Consider the following 20,673-nt stretch of genomic DNA (forward strand, 5'->3'; position numbering starts at 1 on the left):
GCCTGCCCGTGCCCCGAGAAAGCCCGCTCGCCGCACAAGCCCGCCCCCGGGGGAAGCCCGCGCCCCCAACTACCCGCAGTTTCCCTCCGGCGGGAGGGGGCGTGGGCCGGTGCGTCGTATGCCCGTCGCTTAGCTCCGGTCTCGGAGAACCCGCACCCTGTACCGGGCCAGGGCCGTATGCCCGGCCTGCGACGGGCTGACGCACCGGCCCACGACCCCGCACCCACCACCCACCCCAGGGGCGCGGGGAACGGCGCGGTCCGCGAGCGGACCGTCACCCGGCGACAGAGCCACCAACGCCGCCGCCGAGTTCAGCAGCACAGCGTCCCGTACAGGCCCGGTCTCCCCGTTCAGCAAGCGCAGCGCCACGTCGGCGTTGTACGAGGCGTCAGCGCCTCGCAACGCCTCCACCGGCACCAACTCGATCCCCACATCCCGCGGATCGAAGGTCTCCTCGCGGACCTTGCCGTCCCGTACCGCCCAGACGCGCGACGTGGACGTGGTGGTCAGCTCGTCGAGGCCGTCGTCGCCGCGGAAGACCAGGGACGAGTTGCCGCGCTCGGCGAACACGCCGGCCATGATGGGCGCCATCCGCGCGTCGGCGACCCCGACGGCCTGCGCCTTCACTCGGGCAGGATTCGTGAGCGGCCCAAGGAAGTTGAAGATCGTCCGGATACCCAGCTGTCCCCGCGCGGCGCCGACATGGCGCATCGCCGGGTGGAACTTCGCCGCGAAACAGAAGGTGATCCCGGCTTCCTCGGCCACCTCGGCGACCCGCTTCGGCGTCAGCTCCAGATTGACACCCAGCTTCTCCAGTACGTCCGAGGCTCCGGAGGCCGACGACGCCGCCCGGTTGCCGTGCTTGACGACCTTCGCGCCGGTACCGGCGATGACGATCGCGGACATCGTGGAGATGTTGACCGTCCTGGCGCCGTCCCCACCCGTACCGACGATGTCGACCGTCTCCCCCGGCACCTGGATCACGTTCGCGTGCTCGTACATCGCCCGGACGCACCCGGTGATCTCGCCGACGGTCTCACCCTTGGCCCGCAGCGCCACCGCGAACCCGGCGATCTGGGCGTCGGTCGCCTCGCCGCGCATGATCAGGTCCATCGCCCAGGCCGTGTCGTCCGCGGTCAGGTCGCGCCCGTCCAGCAGTCCGTTCAGCAGCGCGGGCCAGGAACGGCCCGCCGCGGTGTCGCCTCCAGCGGGGGTCACAGCGTTCATCAGCCGCTCCTGGTCGTCATCGTCCGTCCCGAAAGGTTGGCACCCACCCTATCCAGCCCCGGGGACGGCAAAGAGCCCCGTCCATGCAATGGACGGGGCTCTTTGGAACCGCGCGTGGCGAGCGCAGCGATCAGTGGTGGCCGTGGCCGCTCGTGATCTCCCGGTACTCCTCGGCGGTCGGCTTGGGGATCTGGCCGTCCTCCCCGTAGTACGCCTTGCTGAGCTTGGACTTCAGCTTCTGCGGAGCCTTCACCTTGCGCTCGACGCCGTTCTCGTCGACCGTCGGGCCGATCTCGGCCGGCTCGTACTGCTCGTGCGCGGTGAGCACATGCAGCTGCTCCTGGCTGAGCGGCTCGTGGACCTCGACGAACTCACCGTGCGGCAGGCGCTTGATGATGCCCGACTCGCGGCCGTGCAGCACCTTGTCCTTGTCGCGGCGCTGCAGGCCGAGGCAGATCCGCTTGGTGACGATGAACGCGATGACCGGTCCGGCGAAGAACCCGATCCGGACGAACCAGGTGACCGCGTTGATCGACAGATGGAAGTGCGTGGCGACGATGTCGTTGCCACCGCCGATCAGCATGATCATGTAGCCGGTGATCCAGGCGACACCGAAGGCGGTACGCGTCGGGGCGTTGCGCGGCCGGTCCAGGATGTGGTGCTCGCGTTTGTCCCCGGTGACCCAGGACTCGATGAACGGATAGGCCGCGATCATCATGAGGAAGACACCGAAGAGCAGCAGCGGGATGAACACGCCCAGGACGAGCGTATGGCCGGCGAAATTGATCTCCCAGCCGGGCATGGCGCGGATCAGTCCCTCGGCGAAGCCCATGTACCAGTCGGGCTGGGCGCCCGTGGACACCTGGTCCGCGCGATACGGCCCCAGTACCCAGATCGGGTTGATGGACGCGACGGCGGACAGCATGGCGATGAACCCGAAGACCAGGAAGAAGAAGCCTCCGGCCTTGGCCATGTAGACCGGCAGCAGCGGCATCCCGACGACGTTCTTGTTGCTCCGGCCGGCGCCCGCGAACTGCGTGTGCTTGTGGTAGAAGACCAGGATCAGGTGGCCGACCACGAGCCCGAGCATGATGCCCGGCAACAGCAGGATGTGGATCGAGTAGAACCGTGAGACGAAGTCGCCGCCCGGGAACTCCCCGCCGAACAGGAACATCGAGATGTACGTGCCCACGATCGGCATGGACAGGATCGCGCCCTGCGTGAAGCGGACACCGGTGCCGGAGAGCAGGTCGTCCGGGAGCGAGTAGCCGGTGAAACCGGTGAACATGCCAAGGACGAACAGCAGGAAGCCGAACAGCCAGTTGATCTCACGCGGCTTGCGGAAGGCGCCGGTGAAGAAGACGCGCATCATGTGCACGAACATGCCGGCCAGGAAGATGATCGCCGCCCAGTGGTGGATCTGCCGGATCAGCAGACCGCCGCGGACGTCGAAGCTGATGTCCAGCGTGGAGGCGAAGGCCTCCGACATCATCTGGCCCTGCATCGGCACGTAACTGCCGTGGTACTCGATCTCGTTCATCGACGGGTGGAAGAACAGCGTCAGATACACACCCGTGAGGATGATGATGATGAAGCTGTAGAGGCAGATCTCACCCAGCATGAAGGACCAGTGGTCCGGGAAGATCTTGCGCATATTGGCCTTGGCCAGGCCGTAGATGCCGAGGCGGCCATCAGCCCAGTCGGCGACCCGCTCGCCCGCGGGTGCCTTGCGGCGGTCGTCGTCGTGTGAGGTGCTCATCCGCGCTCCCAGAAAGCAGGACCGACGGGCTCTTCGAAGTCGCCGAGCGCCTCGAGGTAGCCCTCGTCGTTCACACCGATCCGCAGCTGCGGCAGGGCGTGACCAGCGGGGCCGAAGATCACTCGGGCACCGTCGGAGAGGTCGAAGGTGGACTGGTGACAGGGGCAGAGGACGTGGTGCGTCTGCTGCTCGTACAGGGAGATCGGGCAGCCGACGTGGGTGCAGATCTTCGAGTACGCCACGATGCCCTCATGGGACCACTCGAGCTCACGCTTGTCCTTGATGTCCTCCGGCTGGATCCGGATGATCATCAGGGCCGCCTTGGCGATCTCGTTCTGGAACCCGTGGTCGTGCTCCTCCAGGCCCTCGGGCTTGGCGAAGGTCAGTGAACCGACCGCGACGTCCGAGGGACGCAGCGGCTCGTCCGTGTTCATGTTGACGAGCAGCTTGCCCTTGCGCCACAGCGTGTGCCGCAGCTTGTCCTCCGGCAGCGGACCGAGGTCGCGCAGGAGGACGACGCCGGAGAGCGGGAACAGGGCCAGCGCGCCGAACATCGTGTTGCGGATCAACTTGCGGCGGCCGAGCGCGGAGTCCTTGGCACCCTGCCGGAAGTCCTCCATGACCTTGGCCTTGACCTCGGGCGTGGCCTCGATCGCGTGCCGCTCGTCGGCGAGTTCCACATCGGACATCAGGGTGCGGGCCCAGTGGACCGCGCCCGCACCGATGGCGAACAGCGCCACACCGAGGGTCATACCGAGCGCGAAGTTCAGCGCGCTGATGTGACCGAGCGGCCAGATGTAGACCGACTTGTCGACCGGGATCGCCACGAACGCGGCGATGAAGGCGACGGTGGACAGCATCGACAGCGTGAACAGGAGGGCGACCGTACGCTCGGACCGCTTGGCGGCCCGCTCGTCGATGTCCTGGATCCGGTGCTCGTGGGGCGGCAGTCCCGGGTCCGCGAACGGATGCTTCTCGCCCGGGACGGCTACCGCACCGTGCTCGTCGTCGGCCCGCTCGGCGGGCACGTTCTCTTGTGGAGTTTCTTGGCTACTCATGACTTCCTGGCCTTTGCGGTCCGGGCGGCGACCCACACGGCGACGGCGATCAGTCCACCGAGACCGAAGACCCAGCCGAACAGGCCCTCGCTGACCGGTCCGAGGCCGCCCAGCTCCAGTCCGCCGGGGCTCTCCGACTTGTCGCTGTTGACCTCGTCCAGGTACGCGATGATGTCCTTCTTGTTCTGCTCCGTCAGCGTGGTGTCGGGGAAGGACGGCATGTTCTGCGGGCCGGTCTCCATGGCCTCGTAGATGTGCTTCGGATCGACGTCTTCCAGCGTCGGGGCGTACTTGCCGTTCGTCAGCGCGCCGCCCTTGCCGGTGAAGTTGTGGCACTGCGCGCAGTTGGTACGGAACAGCTCGCCGCCCTCGGCGATGTCCGCGCCCTCCGGGCTGTACTGGTTCTCGGTCGGCACGGTGGGACCGGCACCCAGCGAGGCGATGTACGCCGCGAGCTGGTCGATCTCGGCCTGCGAGTAGATGTTCTTCTTCTTCGGCACCTGAGCGCCGGGCTGCTGCGCCGGCATACGGCCGGTACCGACCTGGAAGTCGACGGCCGCGGCACCCACGCCCACCAGGCTCGGCCCGTCGGTGGTGCCCTTACCGCCCGTGCCGTGGCAACTGGCGCAGCCCACGGCATAGAGCTTCTGGCCCTCTTCGATGGTGAGGGTCTGGGCGGTCTCATCGGCCTTGGCCTTGTCCGGGGGCGCGACCAGGGTGTAGATCCCCCCGGTGGCCGCCAGCGCGATGAGTAGGACGACGACCGCCGCCAGCGGATGGCGTCGTCGTGCGGAGAGCTTTTTCACGGATTACCCCGGTGTCAGGATCTTCTGCGTCGGTGCTTCTGGACAGTGCGCGGGAGCGGGCCCGGCTACTTGATCATGTAGATCGTGGCGAAGAGGCCGATCCAGACGACATCGACGAAGTGCCAGTAGTAGGACACGACGATGGCGGCGGTCGCCTGCTCGTGCGTGAACCTGTGGGCCGCGTACGTACGCCCCAGGACCAGCAGGAAGGCGATGAGACCACCCGTCACGTGCAGGCCGTGGAAGCCGGTGGTCAGGTAGAACACCGAGCCGTACGGGTCGGACGAGAGCGAGAGGCCCTCGTGCTTGACCAGCTCCGTGTACTCGAAGACCTGACCGCCGATGAAGACCGCACCCATGACGAAGGTGACGATGAACCACATCCGGAGCTTCTTCACATCGCCGCGCTCGGCGGCGAACACGCCGAGCTGGCAGGTGAGGGAGGAGAGCACCAGGATCGTGGTGTTGGCCGCCGAGAACGGGAAGTTGAGGGTGTCCGCCATCTCCTTCCAGTGAGTCGGCCCGGTCACCGATCGCAGGGTGAAGTACATCGCGAAGAGGGCCGCGAAGAACATCAGCTCGGAACTCAGCCAGATGATGGTTCCGACGCTGGTGAGGTTCGGCCGATTGACCGACGGGTGCGCGTGCCCGGTTTCTACTGTCGTTGCTGTCGCCACGACCGACATTATGTCGGTCGCTTATCCCGCCCTCACCCCGGGGGGTGCTGTTCGGAGTGTCCGTGCGCTGTGCGCTGCTCGGATGGCTCAGGGAACGGGCTACGGACCGGTGTGTAGCAGGTGTCCGAGGGAGTAGCATCCGCGCAGCGGTCCATGACCGTATGACCCATGTCCGTACGACGTTCTTACGACGCGAGTCCCGAAGTCACGGAGGAACAATGCAGGCGACCGCCACGGTGCTGGTCTACAGCGACGACTCCAATACGCGGGAGCAGGTGCGGCTCGCCACGGGGCGCCGGCCGGCGAGTGATGTTCCTCAGGTCGAGTTCATCGAGTGTGCGACTCCTGCGGCGGTTCTGAAGGAGCTGGACCGGGGTGGCATCGACGTCTGTGTGCTGGACGGTGAGGCCGTGCCCATGGGCGGCATGGGGATGTGCCGCCAGATCAAGGACGAGGTGTTCAACTGCCCGCCCGTGCTGTTGCTGATCGGGCGGCCGCAGGATGCGTGGCTGGCCACGTGGTCTCGGGCGGACGCCACGGCGATCCTGCCGGTGGAGCCTGTTGAGTTCGCGTCGGCGTTGGCTTCCCTGTTGCGGCAGAAGGCGCTCAGCGCCTGAGAGCTCGGTTCAGTAGGTAGTTTGGCGGCTGCCGGCCCGTTGTGGTTGATCGCGCAGTTCCCCGCGCCCCTGAGGGGCGCGCCCCTGAACGTCCGCTCACACCGTGAACGTCCGCTCATGCCGAAACCGGAGTTAGACGTGCCCGGTCCTCCGGGCGCGGGCCCTCCACCAGCGCGCTGCCCTTCTGCCATTTCTGCCAGTCGAGGTTCCAGTCGCCGAAGCCGTTGTCGAAGGGGGTCATCATGTCGCCTTCCGAGTTGACGACCTTGACGATGTCGCCGGGGCGGACGGTCTTGAAGAACCAGGCGGCGTTCGCGGTGCTCATGCCGGTGCAGCCGTGGCTGACGTTGGCGGAGCCCTGGGAGCCGGTGGACCAGGGGGCGGCGTGGACGTACTCGCCGCTCCAGGTGACGCGGGTCGCGTAGTACACGGGCAGGTCGTAGTCCTCCGCGCTGCCCTCGGCGATGCCGATGCTGGTGCCGCGCATCCGTACGAAGTACTCCTTGCCCAGCACTACCTTTACGCCGTTGCGGGTCTCGAAGCCGGGCTTGCCGGTGGTGATGGGGATCCGCTTGATCACCTTGCCGTTGCGACGGACCGCCATCGAGTGCGCGGCGGCGTCCGTCACGGCCTCGACGCGGTCGCCCGTGGTGAGCTTCAGGGGCTTGGCCTTGCCGCCCCAGAGCCGTTCGGCGACCTTGATGCCGGAGAGGTTGCTGTACGCGCGGATGGTGGCGTGGGCGGGCCAGTACTCCCTGGGGCGGTAGTGCAGGGTCTTGGCGTCCACCCAGTGCCAGGCACCCTCCACGGCGGGCTGTGAGACGACCTTGAGGGCACGCTCGACGACCTTGCGGGCCGCCTTGTCCTTGAGGGGAGCGCTGAGTTCTGCCGTGACGGGCTGGCCGACACCGTACGTCCCCGCGTCGGGGCCGAACTTGACGCCCAGCCGCTTCTTCGTGGTGGGCCTGCCGGTGTCGAAGGCGAGGACCTTGCGGCCGGGCGCCCCGTCCCCGTTCTCCGTGCTCACCCGCACCGTGTAGCGGGCGCCCGCGGCGAGCGGTGAGGTGCTGTGCCAGCGGGAGCCGTCCGCGGAGAGTTCGCCCGCCACGTACCGCCCGGCCGCGTCCGTGGCCGTCACGTCGGTGATGCGTCCGCCGGAGCCCTCGGCGGTGATCTCCAAGGGTTTGTCCGGGTCGGCCTTCTTGCCGTTGCCGACCGGGGCGTTGAAGGAGATCTGTTCCGCCGCGTCGTACGGCCTGGCCGAGAGCGGGTGACCCTCGGAGTCGCAGGCCGTGACGCCCGCGCCCAGGGTGACCAGCAGCAGGGTGCAGCTGGTGATGGTGGGGACTCGCCGCGGGCGCGACGGTGTCGAGAGTCCGAGCGCGCGGAGGCCCGAAGGGTCGAGCACGGTCGGCTTCTCGACACCGCCACGCGCCGGCAGGCGCATATCGGACGCAGCGGCGCCTCGAAAAAATGCAGAGGGGCTCATGCGTTCAACATAGGAACGCACGACCACTGCGGCGCGGCGAGTGGCCCGTGTGGGGGATGCCCTGCCCGACAGACGAGGGAGCCCGGACCCTCCGTGACGGAGTGTCCGGGCTCCAGAGCGCCGAGCGCGTGTTACTGGGTGCGGTTCTCGCCGTGGTAGTACTCGAAGACCCAGCCCCACAGGCCGATCATGATGATCGGCACCGAGAAGTACAGCAGCCACCAGCCGAAGATGACGCCCATGAAGGCGAGTGCGCCACCGATGCCGAGGGAGAGCGGCTGCCAGCTGTGCGGGCTGAAGAAGCCGATCTCACCGGCGTCGTCCGCGACGTCGGCCTCCTTGTTGTCCTGGGCGCCCACGTCGACCCGCCGGGCCGTGAAGGCCAGGTAGTAGCCGATCATGATGCTCAGGCCGAAGCCCAGGAAGAGCGCCGTGGTGCCGGCCGGTTCCTCCGACCAGTAACCGTAGACGATCGCCATGACGAGGATGAAGACGGCCAGCCAGATGAACATCTTGCCCTGGATCTTCACTTGCCGGCCTCCTTGCCACCTGCGAGGGACTTCTCGGCGGGACCGACGTTCTCGAGCTGGTCGATGGCGGCGATCTCCGGGTGGTGCAGGTCGAACGCCGGGGATTCACTGCGGATCCGCGGCAGGGTGAGGAAGTTGTGCCGCGGCGGCGGGCAGGACGTGGCCCACTCCAGCGAGCGGCCGTAGCCCCACGGGTCGTCGACCTCGACCTTCTTGCCGTACTTGGCGGTCTTCCACACGTTGTAGAAGAACGGCAGGATCGACAGGCCGAGCACGAAGGAACTGATCGTCGAGATCGTGTTCAGCGCGGTGAAGCCGTCGGCCGCCAGATAGTCCGCGTACCGCCGCGGCATGCCCTCGGCACCCAGCCAGTGCTGGACCAGGAACGTGCCGTGGAAGCCGATGAACAGCGTCCAGAAGGTGATCTTCCCGAGGCGTTCGTCGAGCATCTTGCCGGTCATCTTCGGCCACCAGAAGTGGAAGCCGGAGAACATCGCGAACACCACCGTGCCGAACACCACGTAGTGGAAGTGCGCCACCACGAAGTACGAGTCCGAGACGTGGAAGTCCATCGGCGGCGAGGCCAGGATGACACCGGTCAGACCACCGAAGGTGAAGGTGATCAAAAAGCCGGTGGCCCACAGCATCGGGGTCTCGAACGACAACGACCCCTTCCACATCGTTCCGATCCAGTTGAAGAACTTCACGCCCGTCGGCACGGCGATCAGGAACGTCATGAAGGAGAAGAACGGCAACAGCACGCCGCCGGTGACGTACATGTGGTGCGCCCACACCGTGACCGACAGGCCGGCGATCGCGATGGTCGCGCCGATCAGGCCCATGTAGCCGAACATCGGCTTACGGGAGAAGACCGGGATGACCTCGGAGATGATGCCGAAGAACGGCAACGCGATGATGTACACCTCTGGATGCCCGAAGAACCAGAAGAGGTGTTGCCACAGCAACGCGCCACCATTGGCGGCATCGAAGATATGGGCGCCGAACTTTCGATCCGCCTCCAGCGCGAACAGCGCGGCGGCCAGCACCGGGAAGGCGAGCAGCACCAGCACCGCGGTGAGCAGCACGTTCCACACGAAGATCGGCATGCGGAACATGGTCATGCCCGGGGCGCGCATGCAGATGATGGTGGTGATGAAGTTGACCGCGCCCAGGATGGTGCCGAAGCCGGAGAACGCCAGACCCATGATCCACATGTCGGCACCGATGCCCGGCGAGCGGACCGCGTCCGACAGCGGCGAGTAGGCGAACCAGCCGAAGTCCGCGGCGCCCTGCGGGGTGAGGAAGCCGCCCACCGCGATCAGCGAGCCGAACAGGTACAGCCAGTAGGCGAACATGTTCAGCCGCGGGAACGCCACATCGGGGGCACCGATCTGCAGCGGCATGATCCAGTTCGTGAAACCGGCGAACAGCGGGGTGGCGAACATCAGCAGCATGATCGTGCCGTGCATCGTGAACGCCTGGTTGAACTGCTCGTTCGACATGAGCTGGTTGCCGGGGCGGGCCAGCTCGGCGCGCATCAGCAGCGCCATCACGCCGCCGATGACGAAGAACGCGAACGACGTGACCAGATACAGCGTGCCGATCGTCTTGTGGTCCGTGGTGGTGAGCCACTTGACGACGACGTTGCCGGGCTGCTTCCGCCGTACCGGGACCTCGTTCTGGTACGTGTCTTCCGGCGCGGCACCCTGAGGTTCGTTGAGGATGCTCACAGTTGGTTCGTCTCCCGGTTCTTCTCGTGGTCCGTCTGCTCGATACCGGCCGGGACGTAACCGGTCTGGCCCTTCTCCGCGAGCTCCCTGAGGTGGGCCTCGTAACGCTCGGGAGAGACGACCTTCACGTTGAAGAGCATCCGGGAGTGGTCGACGCCGCACAGTTCGGCGCACTTGCCGAGGAAGGTGCCCTCCTTGTTGGGGGTCACCTGGAAGGAGTTGGTGTGGCCCGGGATGACGTCCTGCTTCATCAGGAACGGCACCACCCAGAAGGAGTGGATGACGTCACGTGAGGTGAGGACGAAGCGGACCGTCTTGCCCTTGGGGAGCCAGAGGGTCGGGCCGGGGTTGCCCGTCTGCGGGTTCTCCGAGCCGGGCGTGCCGGCGTCGTAGACACCGCCGGCGTTCGCCGGGAAGTCGTCCTTGAACCGCTGCGGAATCGCGTCCAGGTTCTTGTCGGTCTTCGCGTCGCCGTTCGAACCCTCGACGTCCTCGACGTAGTTGAAGCCCCAGCTCCACTGGTAGCCGACGACGTTGACCGTGACATCCGGCTTCTTGTCGAGGCTGAGGAGCTCCGACTCGTCGCGGGCGGTGAAGTAGAACAGCACCGAGACGATGATGAGGGGGACCACCGTGTACAGCGCCTCGATGGGCATGTTGTACCGGGTCTGCGGGGGAACTTCGACCTTGGTGCGGCTGCGCCGGTGGAAGAAAGCACTCCACAGGATCAGGCCCCAGACCAGCACGCCCGTGGCGAGTGCTGCGGCCCACGAGCCCTGCCACAGGGAGAGGATCCGCGGAGCCTCTTCCGTGGTCGGGGTGGGCATACCAAGGCGGGGGAAGTCTTCCCAGTTGTACGAGCAACCAGAGGCTGTCGCCAGGACCAGGCCCGCAGTCAGTGCCTGCAGCAGCTTCCGCCGCATCGGGCGCTGCGGCGTGGGGGTACCGCCCGCGCCCCCCAGGGCGTGGGGGAGGTCGGAGCCGTTGGGACTCACGTAGCGCCTTCCCGAGAGTCTCGCCCGCGCGTGTTGGCTGCGGCCTTCTCGGTGGTCGGTCGCCGCCCTGCGTCGGGCAGGGGTTTGGATGTTTATGCGGACCAAACCCTAGCCGACGCTCTCCGGGGGTTCGCGGGGAGGGGGCCCCTATGTGCCGCCGGTCAGCCGAAGGGTGGTTGGGGCGCCTAATAGCTCGGGGGTGCGGCTTTGTGTGCGTGTGCGGGAGCGTTGTGGTTGCTCGCTCCCCCACTCTCGGCTGCTCCCCCAGTGCCTCAAGGGCCTGGGGGGACCCCCATCGCGGCGGGGCCGCATATCGACACAACCCCGCGCCCCTTGGGTTCGCTGCCCTCAGGTCCGCTGCCCTGCTGGAAGTAGCGTTGTTGTGTGGCCTACTTCGACGCTGCTTCCAGCGCCCCTCTTCATCCCGTTGCTCGGCAGGCCCTTGTCGCCTCGCTCGACGAAGGGTGGGCCGACCCCGCCCGTCTCTACCGCGAGGGACGCCGCGCCCGGCTGTTGCTCGACGCGGCGCGTGAGGCCGCTGCCGAAGCGGTGGGCTGCCGTCCGGACGAGTTGGTGTTCACGTCCTCCGGTACGCGGGCCGTGCACTCCGGGATCGCGGGGGCACTGGCGGGACGCCGCCGTGTCGGGCGCCACCTGATCGTGTCCGCTGTCGAACACTCTTCGGTGCTGCATGCGGCGGAGGTCCACCGGGCCGAGGGCGGGTCGGTGACCGAAGTGCCCGTACTGCGCACGGGTGCCGTCTTCCCCGACGCGTACGCCGCCGCCCTCCGCCCCGACACCGCGCTCGCCTGTCTGCAGTCGGCCAACCATGAGGTGGGTACGGAGCAGCCGGTCGCCGCCGTCGCCGCCGCGTGTCGTGAGGCGGGCGTACCGCTGTTGGTGGACGCGGCGCAGTCGTTGACCTGGGGGCCGGTCGAGGGTGACTGGTCGGTGCTGACGGGCAGCGCCCACAAGTGGGGCGGGCCGTCGGGTGTCGGGCTGCTCGTCGTACGCAAGGGGGTGCGGTACGCCCCTCAAGGCCCCGTCGACGAACGGGAGTCGGGCCGCGCTCCCGGCTTCGAGAACATCCCCGGCATCGTCGCCGCGGCGGCCTCACTGCGTGCGGTGCGCGCGGAGGCTGCCGCCGAGTCGGCCCGGCTGCGGGAGTTGACGGACCGGATCCGCGCACGGGCGCCGGAACTGGTCCCGGACGTGGAGGTGGTGGGCGACCCGGTGCACCGGCTCCCCCACCTGCTCACCTTCTCCTGTCTCTATGTCGACGGAGAGACACTGCTGCACGAGCTCGACCGCGAGGGCTTCTCGGTGTCGTCCGGATCGTCCTGCACGAGCAGCACGCTGACGCCGAGCCATGTGCTGAAAGCGATGGGGGTACTGACGGAGGGCAACGTCCGGGTGTCGCTGCCGCTGGGCACGCCCGAGGAGGATGTGGACCGTTTCCTGCGCGTACTGCCGGCCGCGGTCTCGACGGTCCGCCAGAAACTGGGCGCCCCGGTCCACACCCCGAAGGCCCCCGCCGTCGAGGACACCCTCACCGTGGACGCCCTCGGCAGGCGCTGCCCCATCCCGGTCATCGAACTCGCGAAGGTCATCGACGACGTCCCCCTGGGCGGCACGATCCGCGTCCTTTCGGACGACGAAGCGGCCCGCCTGGACATCCCGGCGTGGTGCGCGATGCGGGGTCAGGAGTACGTCGGGGAGGAGCCGGCGGACCACGGTTCGGTTTACGTGGTCCGCCGTACGTCGTAGCCGGGCGACTGTCCGGCCAGGTGTCAGGCCGGCCGTCAGGCCAGGTGCGCCTGGACCTCCGCCGCCGCCTCATGGCCGTACGCCTTGGTGAAGCGGTCCATGAAGTGGACGCGGTGCAGCTCGTACTCCTGCGTGCCGGTGGTCTCGATGACCAGTGTGGCGAGCATGCAGCCGACCTGGGCGGCGCGCTCGTGTGAGACGCCCCAGGCCAGGCCCGAGAGGAAGCCCGCGCGGAACGCGTCGCCGACCCCGGTCGGGTCCGCCTTCACCGTCTCCTCGGCGGTGGCGACCTCGATGGTGTCCTCGCCGACGGCCTCTATGCGGACGCCGCGCGCGCCGAGGGTCGTCACGCGGTGGCCGACCTTGGCGAGGATCTCGGCGTCCGTCCAGCCGGTCTTGGACTCGATGAGCCCCTTCTCGTACTCGTTCGAGAAGAGGTACGTCGCGCCGTCCAGGAGTATCCGGATCTCCTCGCCCTCCATGCGCGCGATCTGCTGGGAGAAGTCGGCCGCGAAGGGGATCCCCCGGGTCCGGCACTCCTCGGTGTGCCGGAGCATCGCCTCGGGGTCGTCCGCGCCGATGAGGACGAGGTCGAGCCCGCCCACCCGGTCGGCGACCGACTTGAGCTCGATGAGCCGGGCCTCGCTCATGGCGCCGGTGTAGAAGGAGCCGATCTGGTTGTGGTCGGCGTCCGTGGTGCAGACGAAGCGCGCGGTGTGCAGCACCTCGGAGATGCGTACGGACTCGGTGTCGACGCCGTGCCGGTCCAGCCAGGCCCGGTACTCGTCGAAGTCGCCGCCCGCGGCTCCGACCAGGATCGGCCGGGAGCCGAGCTGGCCCATGCCGAAGGCGATGTTGGCGCCCACACCTCCCCTGCGTACGTCCAGTTTGTCGACCAGGAACGAGAGGGAGACCGTGTGCAGCTGGTCGCCGACCAGCTGGTCGGCGAATCGGCCGGGGAAGGTCATGAGGTGGTCGTTGGCGATGGAGCCGGTAACTGCGATACGCACGGCTAGGACACGCTCCTGCGAGGAGGGAGAGTTGACAGTTCACGCTATCGGGTCGGCTCCGCAACTTCGAAGCGGGAAGAACTACCCGATAGTAGGGCTTTTGCCGTAGGCCATGCGGTGCATACGGTTCCGATATGACGAACCTCAAGATCCACGGCTCCGCTCCGCTGGGCCTCGAAGGCGGTCTCGACCTCGAGGGCGGCCTCGCGGAGCTGCGCGGCGATTGCGCCCGGATGGTGCCGCACTGGACCGCACCCGCCCGGATCACTCCCCTCCCGGTCTCCCCGTCACTCATCCACGGCGTAACGGTTCCGCCGAAGTCCGCCCGCCTGCTGGACGCGATGTCGGACTACGGGGACTGAGCGCTCCGCTGGGTTCGGCGGTTCTGATCTGCGGGTCCGTTGTGGCTGGTCGCGCCCGCGCGGCGGAGCCGCAAATCGACACAGCCCCGCGCCCCTGAGAGGCCTGCGGCCTCCCTAGGGGCGCGGGGCCGCATATGCCACAGCCTCGCGCCCCTGAACGGGCGCGACGCCACGAACGGCTCCAAGGAGGGAACCAAGCGCTCCCCCGCCGCGTCCCATGGCTGTCCCCCGTAAAGGGGAGACGGGATACGACCCTGCTGCGCCCTGCCCTGTCAGGGCTGGGTCTCATGGGACCGCGGTGCGGTAGAAGGAGCGATGCGGTGAACACCGAGCGACCCGACGACGATGCCGTCCGGGAGGAAGCCGCCACGGACGAAACTGTCAGGGACGACGCCGCCCGGGACGAGACGGTCCGGGAGGAAGCTGCCACGGACGAGACCGTCCGGGAGGAAACCGCCCGGGACGAACCCGTCGGGGAGGAAGCCGCCCGGGACGAACCCGTCGGGGACGAGGCTGCCCGGGACGAACTCGTCGGGGTCGAACCCGTCGGGGTCGATGCCAGCCAGGACGAGGCCGGTCAGGACCAGGCCGCCCCGGACGAGGTCGTTCGGGACGAAGCTGTTCGGGACGAGCCCGTCCGGCCGCGCCGGAGGCGTTCGGTGGCAGTCGCCGCCTCGGTCGCGGCCGCGGTGCTGCTCGTCGGGGGCGGCGGGGCGTACTTCGCCACGAGTGCGGCGGGTGGCAGTGGGGCGGACGACCGGGGCGGGTCCGGTACGCCGGGAGGCGAGGGCGATCCGCCGCCGCTCGCCCTGGACGGCTACACCGAGAGCGGTACGGGCGACACGACCGGCATCGCGCCCGGCGAGCCCGACCCGAACGGCACGAAGTACCGCTTCGAGGGCAAGGCCCCCGACGGCCCCGACTCCGCTCCCGTATACCGCACGAAGGGCGAGGTCACGGCCTCCGAGGTCGCCGAACTGGCGAAGGCCCTCGGCGTGGCGGGCAAGCCGACGGCTCAGGGCGAGGCCTGGAGGGTCGGGGTCGGCAAGGACGGTTCGGGACCGGGCCTTCAGGTGAGCAAGAAGGCGCCCGGCACCTGGACGTACAGCCGCTCTGTCCCCGACATCGACCCCTGCGAGAGCACCACGGTGTGCGAGAGCGGCGCGACCACCCCGGACCCCAAGGTCGCCCCGGTGAGCGTGGACGCCGCGAAGAAGGCCGCCGCGCCCGTCCTGAAGGCGACCGGCCAGGACGACGCGAAGCTCGACGCGAGCCAGCTCATGGGCACGAAGCGCGTGGTGAACGCCGAGCCGAAGGTCGGCGGGCTGCCGACGTACGGCTGGACGACCGGTGTCCAGATCGGCGCGAACGGTCAAGTGGTGGGCGGCAGCGGCCAGTTGAAGGCACCGGCGAAGGGGGACACGTACCCCGTCCTCGGCGCGGAGAAGACGCTCGACCTGCTGAACCGGTCCGCGGCGGGCGACGGCCGCGTGGGCATCGGCGGGTGCGCCACCCCCGTCCCTCTGGAGGGTACGGAGAATGCCCCGTGCGAGCCGTCGACCTTGAAGTTCACGCCCGCCGCGGTCGTCGAGGGCGCCACCTTCGGCCTGGCGTCGCAGTTCGTGGACGGGCGGCAGGCGCTGGTGCCGTCCTGGCTCTTCGAGGTACGGACCGAAGGGGCCGAGGAGAGCTTCACGGTGACGCATCCGGCAGTCGAGCCGAGGTTCCTGACGTCTCCGGGCCAGCCGAAAGACACTCCGAGCGCTCCGAGCACGAAGCCCGGGGAGCTCGGTGACGATCCGAGCGCCGCGCCGGCCCAGCGGGACGTCAAGGTCGAGGGCTACAGCGCGGACGGCACGAAGCTGACCGTGCGCTTCACGGGCGGCGTGTGCAGCGACTATTCGGCGTCGGCCGAGGAGACGGGCGACGCCGTGACGGTCAAGGTGACCGAGACACCGTGGAAGGACAAGGTCTGCATCATGATCGCGAAGACCTTCCACAAGACGGTGGAGCTGAAGGAGCCGCTCGGGGACCGCAAGGTCGTGAGTACGGACGGCAAGGCGCTGCCGCTGGAGAAGGACCTGCCCAAGCCGACCGAGTAGGCCTGCCGGGCAAACCGCCCGCCGAGTAGGCCTTGAGTACGCGAAGGCGGCGCCCCGTTGGAGGGGGCGCCGCCTCTCTGCGTGACACGGCCTTCTGTACCGCGAGGTACGAGGCCGGGCTCGGGTCAGCTGAAGGAGTCGCCGCAGGCGCAGGAACCCGACGCGTTCGGGTTGTCGATCGTGAAGCCCTGCTTCTCGATCGTGTCCACGAAGTCGATGGATGCGCCGCCCAGGTACGGAGCGCTCATACGGTCGGTGACGACCTTCACACCGCCGAACTCCTTGACGACGTCTCCGTCGAGGGAGCGCTCGTCGAAGAAGAGCTGGTACCGCAGGCCGGAGCAGCCGCCGGGCTGAACGGCGACGCGCAGCGCCAGATCGTCGCGGCCTTCCTGCTCGAGCAGGCCCTTGACCTTGGCCGCGGCGGCGTCCGACAGGAGGATGCCGTCGCTCACGGTGGTGGTCTCGTCCGATACGGACATCTGCTTCTCTCCCGGGTTGTACGGAGACTGCTTGCCGACGGTTGCAACCGGCGGGGCCGCGGATTCATTCCGGGCCGAGCGCGTGTCTTTCGCTTGCTCCTTCATGCTCGCACATGCGGTCGGGACCGGAAAATGCCCTGTGGACAAGCCGCGGGCCTGTGGACAACCCCCGGGAGCAGCCTTCCTGGACGGCCCTGGACCGCTCTGGACAGCCCCGGGTGTACGCCTTCGATGTACGCCTTCCCGCAACCTGCCCGTCCACCGCCTCTCACCGACTCGGAACGCGGCGGGATTCACGTCACATCGACACTATGGCCGTCGTCAAACTGACGTGAAGCGGTTATGATAGATAACGTCAATTCGACGAAAAGGCTTGTCCTGCTTGATCGTTCCAGGTGATTCAAGCGAGCCGCAGAACAGAAAGGGTGCGTGTTTCGTGACCACCGCCCAGACCCAGGAGCTCGACGTACAGCCGACGCCCCTCGCCCTGTTGCTGCTCGGCCGTGAGGCCGACCCGAGGAGCGAGCGCGGCGTCGAGTGTCCCGGTGACCTGCCCTCGCCGTCCGACCCGGACCTGGTCGAGCGCGCCCGCGCGGCAAAGGAGAAGCTCGGGGACAAGGTCTTCGTGCTCGGCCACCACTACCAGCGTGACGAGGTCATCCAGTTCGCGGATGTCACCGGAGACTCCTTCAAGCTCGCCCGGGACGCGGCGGCGCGGCCCGAGGCCGAGTACATCGTCTTCTGCGGTGTGCACTTCATGGCGGAGTCGGCGGACATCCTGACCGGCGACGACCAGAAGGTCGTACTGCCGGATCTCGCCGCCGGCTGCTCCATGGCCGACATGGCGACGGCCGAGCAGGTCGCCGAGTGCTGGGACGTACTGGCCGAGGCGGGGATATCCGAGCAGGTCGTCCCCGTCTCGTACATGAACTCGTCCGCGGACATCAAGGCGTTCACGGGCAAGCACGGCGGCACGATCTGCACGTCGTCCAATGCCAAGCGGGCCCTGGAGTGGGCCTTCGAGCAGGGCGACAAGGTGCTCTTCCTGCCCGACCAGCACCTGGGCCGGAACACCGCGGTGCGGGACATGGGCATGTCGCTCGACGACTGCGTCGTCTACAACCCGCACAGGCCGAACGGCGGGCTGACCGCCGAGCAGCTGCGCGACGCGAAGATGATCCTGTGGCGGGGCCACTGCTCGGTGCACGGGCGCTTCTCGCTGGAGAGCGTGGCGGACGTGCGCGCGCGGATCCCGGGCGTGAACGTCCTCGTCCACCCCGAGTGCAAGCACGAGGTCGTGGCCGCGGCGGACTACGTCGGTTCGACCGAGCACATCATCAAGACCCTGGAGGCGGCTCCGGCGGGCTCCAAGTGGGCGATCGGTACGGAGCTGAATCTCGTACGCCGCCTGGCGAACCGTTTCGCGTCCGAGGACAAGGAGATCGTCTTCCTCGACAAGACGGTCTGCTTCTGCTCGACGATGAACCGCATCGACCTGCCGCACCTGGTCTGGGCGCTGGAGTCCCTGGCCGAGGGCAACCTCGTGAACCGTATCGAGGTCGACCGGGAGACCGAGCAGTTCGCGAAGCTGGCGTTGGAGCGGATGCTGGCGCTGCCGTAACTCGGTGCCCGGCCCCGCTCACCCCGAGACGGACTTCCGCTCGGGGTGAGCGGGGTCGAGGCTGAAGACCGTGCCGTCCGGGATGGTCACCACCAGCGCCCCCTCCTGGAGCAGCACCTCGGGCTCGACAACGAGGCCGGACGACACCTTCTCGGCGCGTGGCAGCGTCTCCCACAGCAGCGTGCCCTCGCGCGCGTCGAGGGCCGCCACGCGGCCGCTGGCACTGGCCAGGTACACAGCCCGTGTCCGCGGGTCGTACGTGGGCAGGCTCGGCAGTTCCAGGCTGGTCGAGGTCTGCCGCAGCGGCTTGCCCGTGCGGGCCGACACGGCGGTCACCCGGCCGCTGGAGGCGGCGAACCACAGCGTGCCGTCCACCAGGGTCACCTGTCCCGCGTACTCCTTGGCCAGCTTCGTCGTGCTGCGGGCACCGGTGACCGGATGGACCAGCAGGATCCGGTCGTACCGCGCCTCCTCGCTGACCAGCTCTTCCCCTCCCTCGTTCTCGGTCGACAGCAGGAAGAGCAGCCGGCCGTCGAGGACCCCGAGGAGGCCACCGTTGCTCGGTCCCGTCAGCCGCCGTGTCGAGCCGTCGGTCGGATTCAGCTGCAGGATGAGATGGTTCCGAGGTTCCGTTGTCTCCGGGAGGCACTCCAGATACAGGCCCTCGCCGGCCTCGGTGAACGCGCAGTAGTGGTTCGCGGGCAGCGGCTTCGTCCAGCGCTCGGCGCCGGTACGCGGCGACAGGGCCACCAGCGAGCGGCCGCTCTTGTCCGGCGTCACGACCACGCCGCCGGAGAAGGTCATGTCGACGTAGCCCTCACTCACCGTACGGCGCCAGAGCCGCTCACCGGTCTCGGCGTCGAGGGCAATGATGTCGGTCGGGTCGGTCCCGGTGGATTCGCCGATGATCTGCTGCTGTACCAGGACCACGCCGTCCCGGACGCCGAGGGGATAGGCGGAGTACATCGCGCTGTCGGTGCCGGAGGGCGCGATGCCGGCGCGCCAGACGGTCTTGCCGGTCCGGCCGTCCAGGCGTACGGGAAGGACTCCGTCGCCCCCGCAGTAGACGGCGTCCTCGTGCACCAGGCACTCGGGCCCGCCCTCCGTCCCGTTGTGCACTTTCATGGCCTTCTTCGCGCCTCGCGGGGCGCTCTCGTACACCGTTGTCTGCCACGGCTTCCAGCCCTGGGGCAGCCCCGCCCCCTGGCCGTCCGCCTGTCCCGGCCCGATCAGCAGATAGGCCGTCAGCCCGAGAACGATCGCGCCGACTGTGCCGGTCGCGGCCCACAGCGGGCGGATACGGCTCCGCAGGCCGGGCCGACCGTCGCCGCCCGGGTCGGCCACCGTCCCGGGGCGGGTCTCCGCCCCCGCCTGCGGGGCCCGGCCCAGTGCCACGGTGGGCAGGTCGCCCGCGTCGCCCTCCGGCAGGACTGTCGCGAACTCCCGTCCCAACTCGTCGAGTCCGGGCCGTTCCGCCTCATCCTTGGCCAGGCAGCGCTCCAGGACCGTGCGCAGCGGCCCGTCCACCCCGTCCAGCACGGGTTCGTCGTGGACCACCCGGTAGGCCGTCAGATAGGGGCTGTCGGTGTCGAAGGGGCCTCGTCCGGTCACGGCGTACACCAGGAGCGCGCCGAGCGAGAACACGTCGGAGGCCGGACCGACCGTGCGGGCGTCGGTCAGCTGCTCCGGGGACATGAACGGCGGGGTGCCGATCATCTGGCCGGTCTCGGTCAGGGTCTGGTTCTCCGCCGCGCGGGAGATGCCGAAGTCGATGACCCGGGGGCCGTCCTCGGCCATCATGACGTTCGCCGGCTTCAGGTCGCGGTGCACGACCCCGGCCCGGTGAATGTCGCGCAGCGCCTCCACCAGCCCGAGCGCCAGCTGCCGCAGCTCGGCGTCCCGGAGCGGGCCCCGGTCGCGGATCCGTTGCGCGAGCGAGCGGCCGGGCACGTACTGCGTCGCCATCCACGGCCGCGCCGCCTCCGGGTCGGCGTCCACGACCGGTGCGGTGAAGGCGCCGCTCACCTTGCGGACGGCCTCGATCTCCTGCCGGAACCGGGCCCGGAAGACGCCGTCCGCGGCGTACTGGGCGTGCACCACCTTGACGGCGACCTCGCGCCCCGAACGGGCTCTGCCCCGGTAGACGACCCCCATGCCCCCGGCTCCGAGCCGGTCGACCAGCTTGTACCCGCCGACCGACTTCGGGTCGTCCCTGTGCAGTGGCACCGCCCGAATCCCCTTCCCCCGTAAAGCAGTTCGAGCCCACAGGATACGTAACGGCACACAACGGCGGCCGAGCACCGGACCGTTGAGTTGGGAACCCGACCGCCGCCTTCCAGTACAGCCGTCGCCCGCGGTCCCCGGGGTGCCGCAATGCGGGCTCGCCCGTGTCCATCGACGTGTGTTCTCGTTTTTAGGGATGTACTTCTTAGAGGTACGCC

At 68.5% G+C, this 20,673-nt stretch carries 16 protein-coding genes and 1 pseudogene; 5 read left to right on the forward strand and 12 right to left on the reverse strand.

All coding sequences use genetic code 11. The annotated features are described in order from the left end of the window. Positions 1-255: 255 nt before the first annotated feature. The 5 genes and pseudogenes from trpD to ctaE form a co-directional block, all read right to left on the reverse strand. Positions 256-1,227 (reverse strand): annotated as a pseudogene (trpD, locus tag OP79_RS32960) (anthranilate phosphoribosyltransferase); the annotation flags it as partial. Between the two features lie 130 nt (positions 1,228-1,357). After that, positions 1,358-2,986, reverse strand: coding sequence for a cytochrome bc1 complex cytochrome b subunit (gene qcrB, locus OP79_RS32965; RefSeq protein ID WP_033325417.1), 1,629 nt, complete (start codon positions 2,984-2,986; stop codon positions 1,358-1,360). Further along, positions 2,983-4,044, reverse strand: coding sequence for a cytochrome bc1 complex Rieske iron-sulfur subunit (gene qcrA, locus OP79_RS32970; RefSeq protein ID WP_033325419.1), 1,062 nt, complete (start codon positions 4,042-4,044; stop codon positions 2,983-2,985). Before qcrA ends, qcrB begins: the two co-directional genes overlap by 4 nt. Beyond that, positions 4,041-4,850 (reverse strand): cytochrome bc1 complex diheme cytochrome c subunit, encoded by an 810-nt coding sequence (qcrC, locus tag OP79_RS32975; protein ID WP_033325421.1) that lies wholly within the window; start codon positions 4,848-4,850, stop codon positions 4,041-4,043. Before qcrC ends, qcrA begins: the two co-directional genes overlap by 4 nt. Positions 4,851-4,915: 65 nt before the next feature. Continuing rightward, complete coding sequence (gene ctaE, locus OP79_RS32980) at positions 4,916-5,536, reverse strand: aa3-type cytochrome oxidase subunit III (protein WP_033325423.1); 621 nt, start codon at positions 5,534-5,536, stop codon at positions 4,916-4,918. A gap of 209 nt (positions 5,537-5,745) precedes the next feature. Between ctaE and OP79_RS32985 the strand changes: the two genes are divergently transcribed. Further along, positions 5,746-6,144 (forward strand): response regulator, encoded by a 399-nt coding sequence (locus OP79_RS32985; protein ID WP_033325425.1) that lies wholly within the window; start codon positions 5,746-5,748, stop codon positions 6,142-6,144. Between the two features lie 115 nt (positions 6,145-6,259). Here the strand turns inward: OP79_RS32985 and OP79_RS32990 are convergent, their stop codons facing one another. The 4 genes from OP79_RS32990 to ctaC all read right to left on the reverse strand — a co-directional run bounded on the left by OP79_RS32990 (position 6,260) and on the right by ctaC (position 10,888). Further along, a complete protein-coding gene (locus OP79_RS32990; RefSeq protein ID WP_425428639.1) occupies positions 6,260-7,552 on the reverse strand; it encodes a L,D-transpeptidase in 1,293 nt (430 codons plus the stop codon). 212 nt (positions 7,553-7,764) lie between these two features. Next, on the reverse strand, positions 7,765-8,163 hold the full coding sequence (locus OP79_RS32995; RefSeq protein WP_033325427.1) for a cytochrome c oxidase subunit 4: 399 nt from the start codon (positions 8,161-8,163) through the stop codon (positions 7,765-7,767). Further along, a complete protein-coding gene (ctaD, locus tag OP79_RS33000; RefSeq protein ID WP_033325429.1) occupies positions 8,160-9,893 on the reverse strand; it encodes an aa3-type cytochrome oxidase subunit I in 1,734 nt (577 codons plus the stop codon). The genes OP79_RS32995 and ctaD overlap by 4 nt, the downstream gene beginning before the upstream one ends. Then, complete coding sequence (ctaC, locus tag OP79_RS33005) at positions 9,890-10,888, reverse strand: aa3-type cytochrome oxidase subunit II (RefSeq protein ID WP_425428640.1); 999 nt, start codon at positions 10,886-10,888, stop codon at positions 9,890-9,892. The genes ctaD and ctaC overlap by 4 nt, the downstream gene beginning before the upstream one ends. Positions 10,889-11,272: 384 nt before the next feature. On the opposite strand from ctaC, the gene OP79_RS33010 reads away from it, so the two are divergent. Continuing rightward, positions 11,273-12,655 carry a cysteine desulfurase/sulfurtransferase TusA family protein gene (locus OP79_RS33010; RefSeq protein ID WP_033325430.1) on the forward strand — a complete coding sequence of 461 codons (1,383 nt, stop codon included), beginning with the start codon at positions 11,273-11,275 and terminating at the stop codon, positions 12,653-12,655. A 35-nt stretch (positions 12,656-12,690) separates the two neighbouring features. Here OP79_RS33010 and OP79_RS33015 read toward each other — a convergent pair whose 3' ends face one another. After that, positions 12,691-13,665: a carbohydrate kinase family protein gene (locus tag OP79_RS33015; protein WP_033325432.1), complete on the reverse strand. Its 975-nt coding sequence runs from the start codon at positions 13,663-13,665 to the stop codon at positions 12,691-12,693. Positions 13,666-13,799: 134 nt separating this feature from the next. Between OP79_RS33015 and OP79_RS33020 the strand changes: the two genes are divergently transcribed. Next, entirely contained in the window at positions 13,800-14,027 is a 228-nt protein-coding gene (locus OP79_RS33020; RefSeq protein WP_033325434.1) for a hypothetical protein, read from the forward strand. A gap of 320 nt (positions 14,028-14,347) precedes the next feature. After that, positions 14,348-16,129 (forward strand): hypothetical protein, encoded by a 1,782-nt coding sequence (locus OP79_RS33025; RefSeq protein WP_245685538.1) that lies wholly within the window; start codon positions 14,348-14,350, stop codon positions 16,127-16,129. A 125-nt stretch (positions 16,130-16,254) separates the two neighbouring features. Here the strand turns inward: OP79_RS33025 and OP79_RS33030 are convergent, their stop codons facing one another. Beyond that, on the reverse strand, positions 16,255-16,611 hold the full coding sequence (locus OP79_RS33030) for a HesB/IscA family protein (protein WP_033325602.1): 357 nt from the start codon (positions 16,609-16,611) through the stop codon (positions 16,255-16,257). Between the two features lie 436 nt (positions 16,612-17,047). Here OP79_RS33030 and nadA point away from each other — a divergent pair, with 436 nt between their 5' ends. Beyond that, complete coding sequence (nadA, locus tag OP79_RS33035; RefSeq protein ID WP_033325437.1) at positions 17,048-18,232, forward strand: quinolinate synthase NadA; 1,185 nt, start codon at positions 17,048-17,050, stop codon at positions 18,230-18,232. Positions 18,233-18,250: 18 nt separating this feature from the next. Here nadA and OP79_RS33040 read toward each other — a convergent pair whose 3' ends face one another. Continuing rightward, positions 18,251-20,458 (reverse strand): protein kinase domain-containing protein, encoded by a 2,208-nt coding sequence (locus tag OP79_RS33040; RefSeq protein ID WP_033325439.1) that lies wholly within the window; start codon positions 20,456-20,458, stop codon positions 18,251-18,253. Positions 20,459-20,673 lie beyond the last annotated feature (215 nt).

Origin of the sequence: Streptomyces yerevanensis, from assembly GCF_000716805.1 — a bacterium.
Classification (GTDB): Bacteria; Actinomycetota; Actinomycetes; order Streptomycetales; family Streptomycetaceae; genus Streptomyces; species Streptomyces flaveus.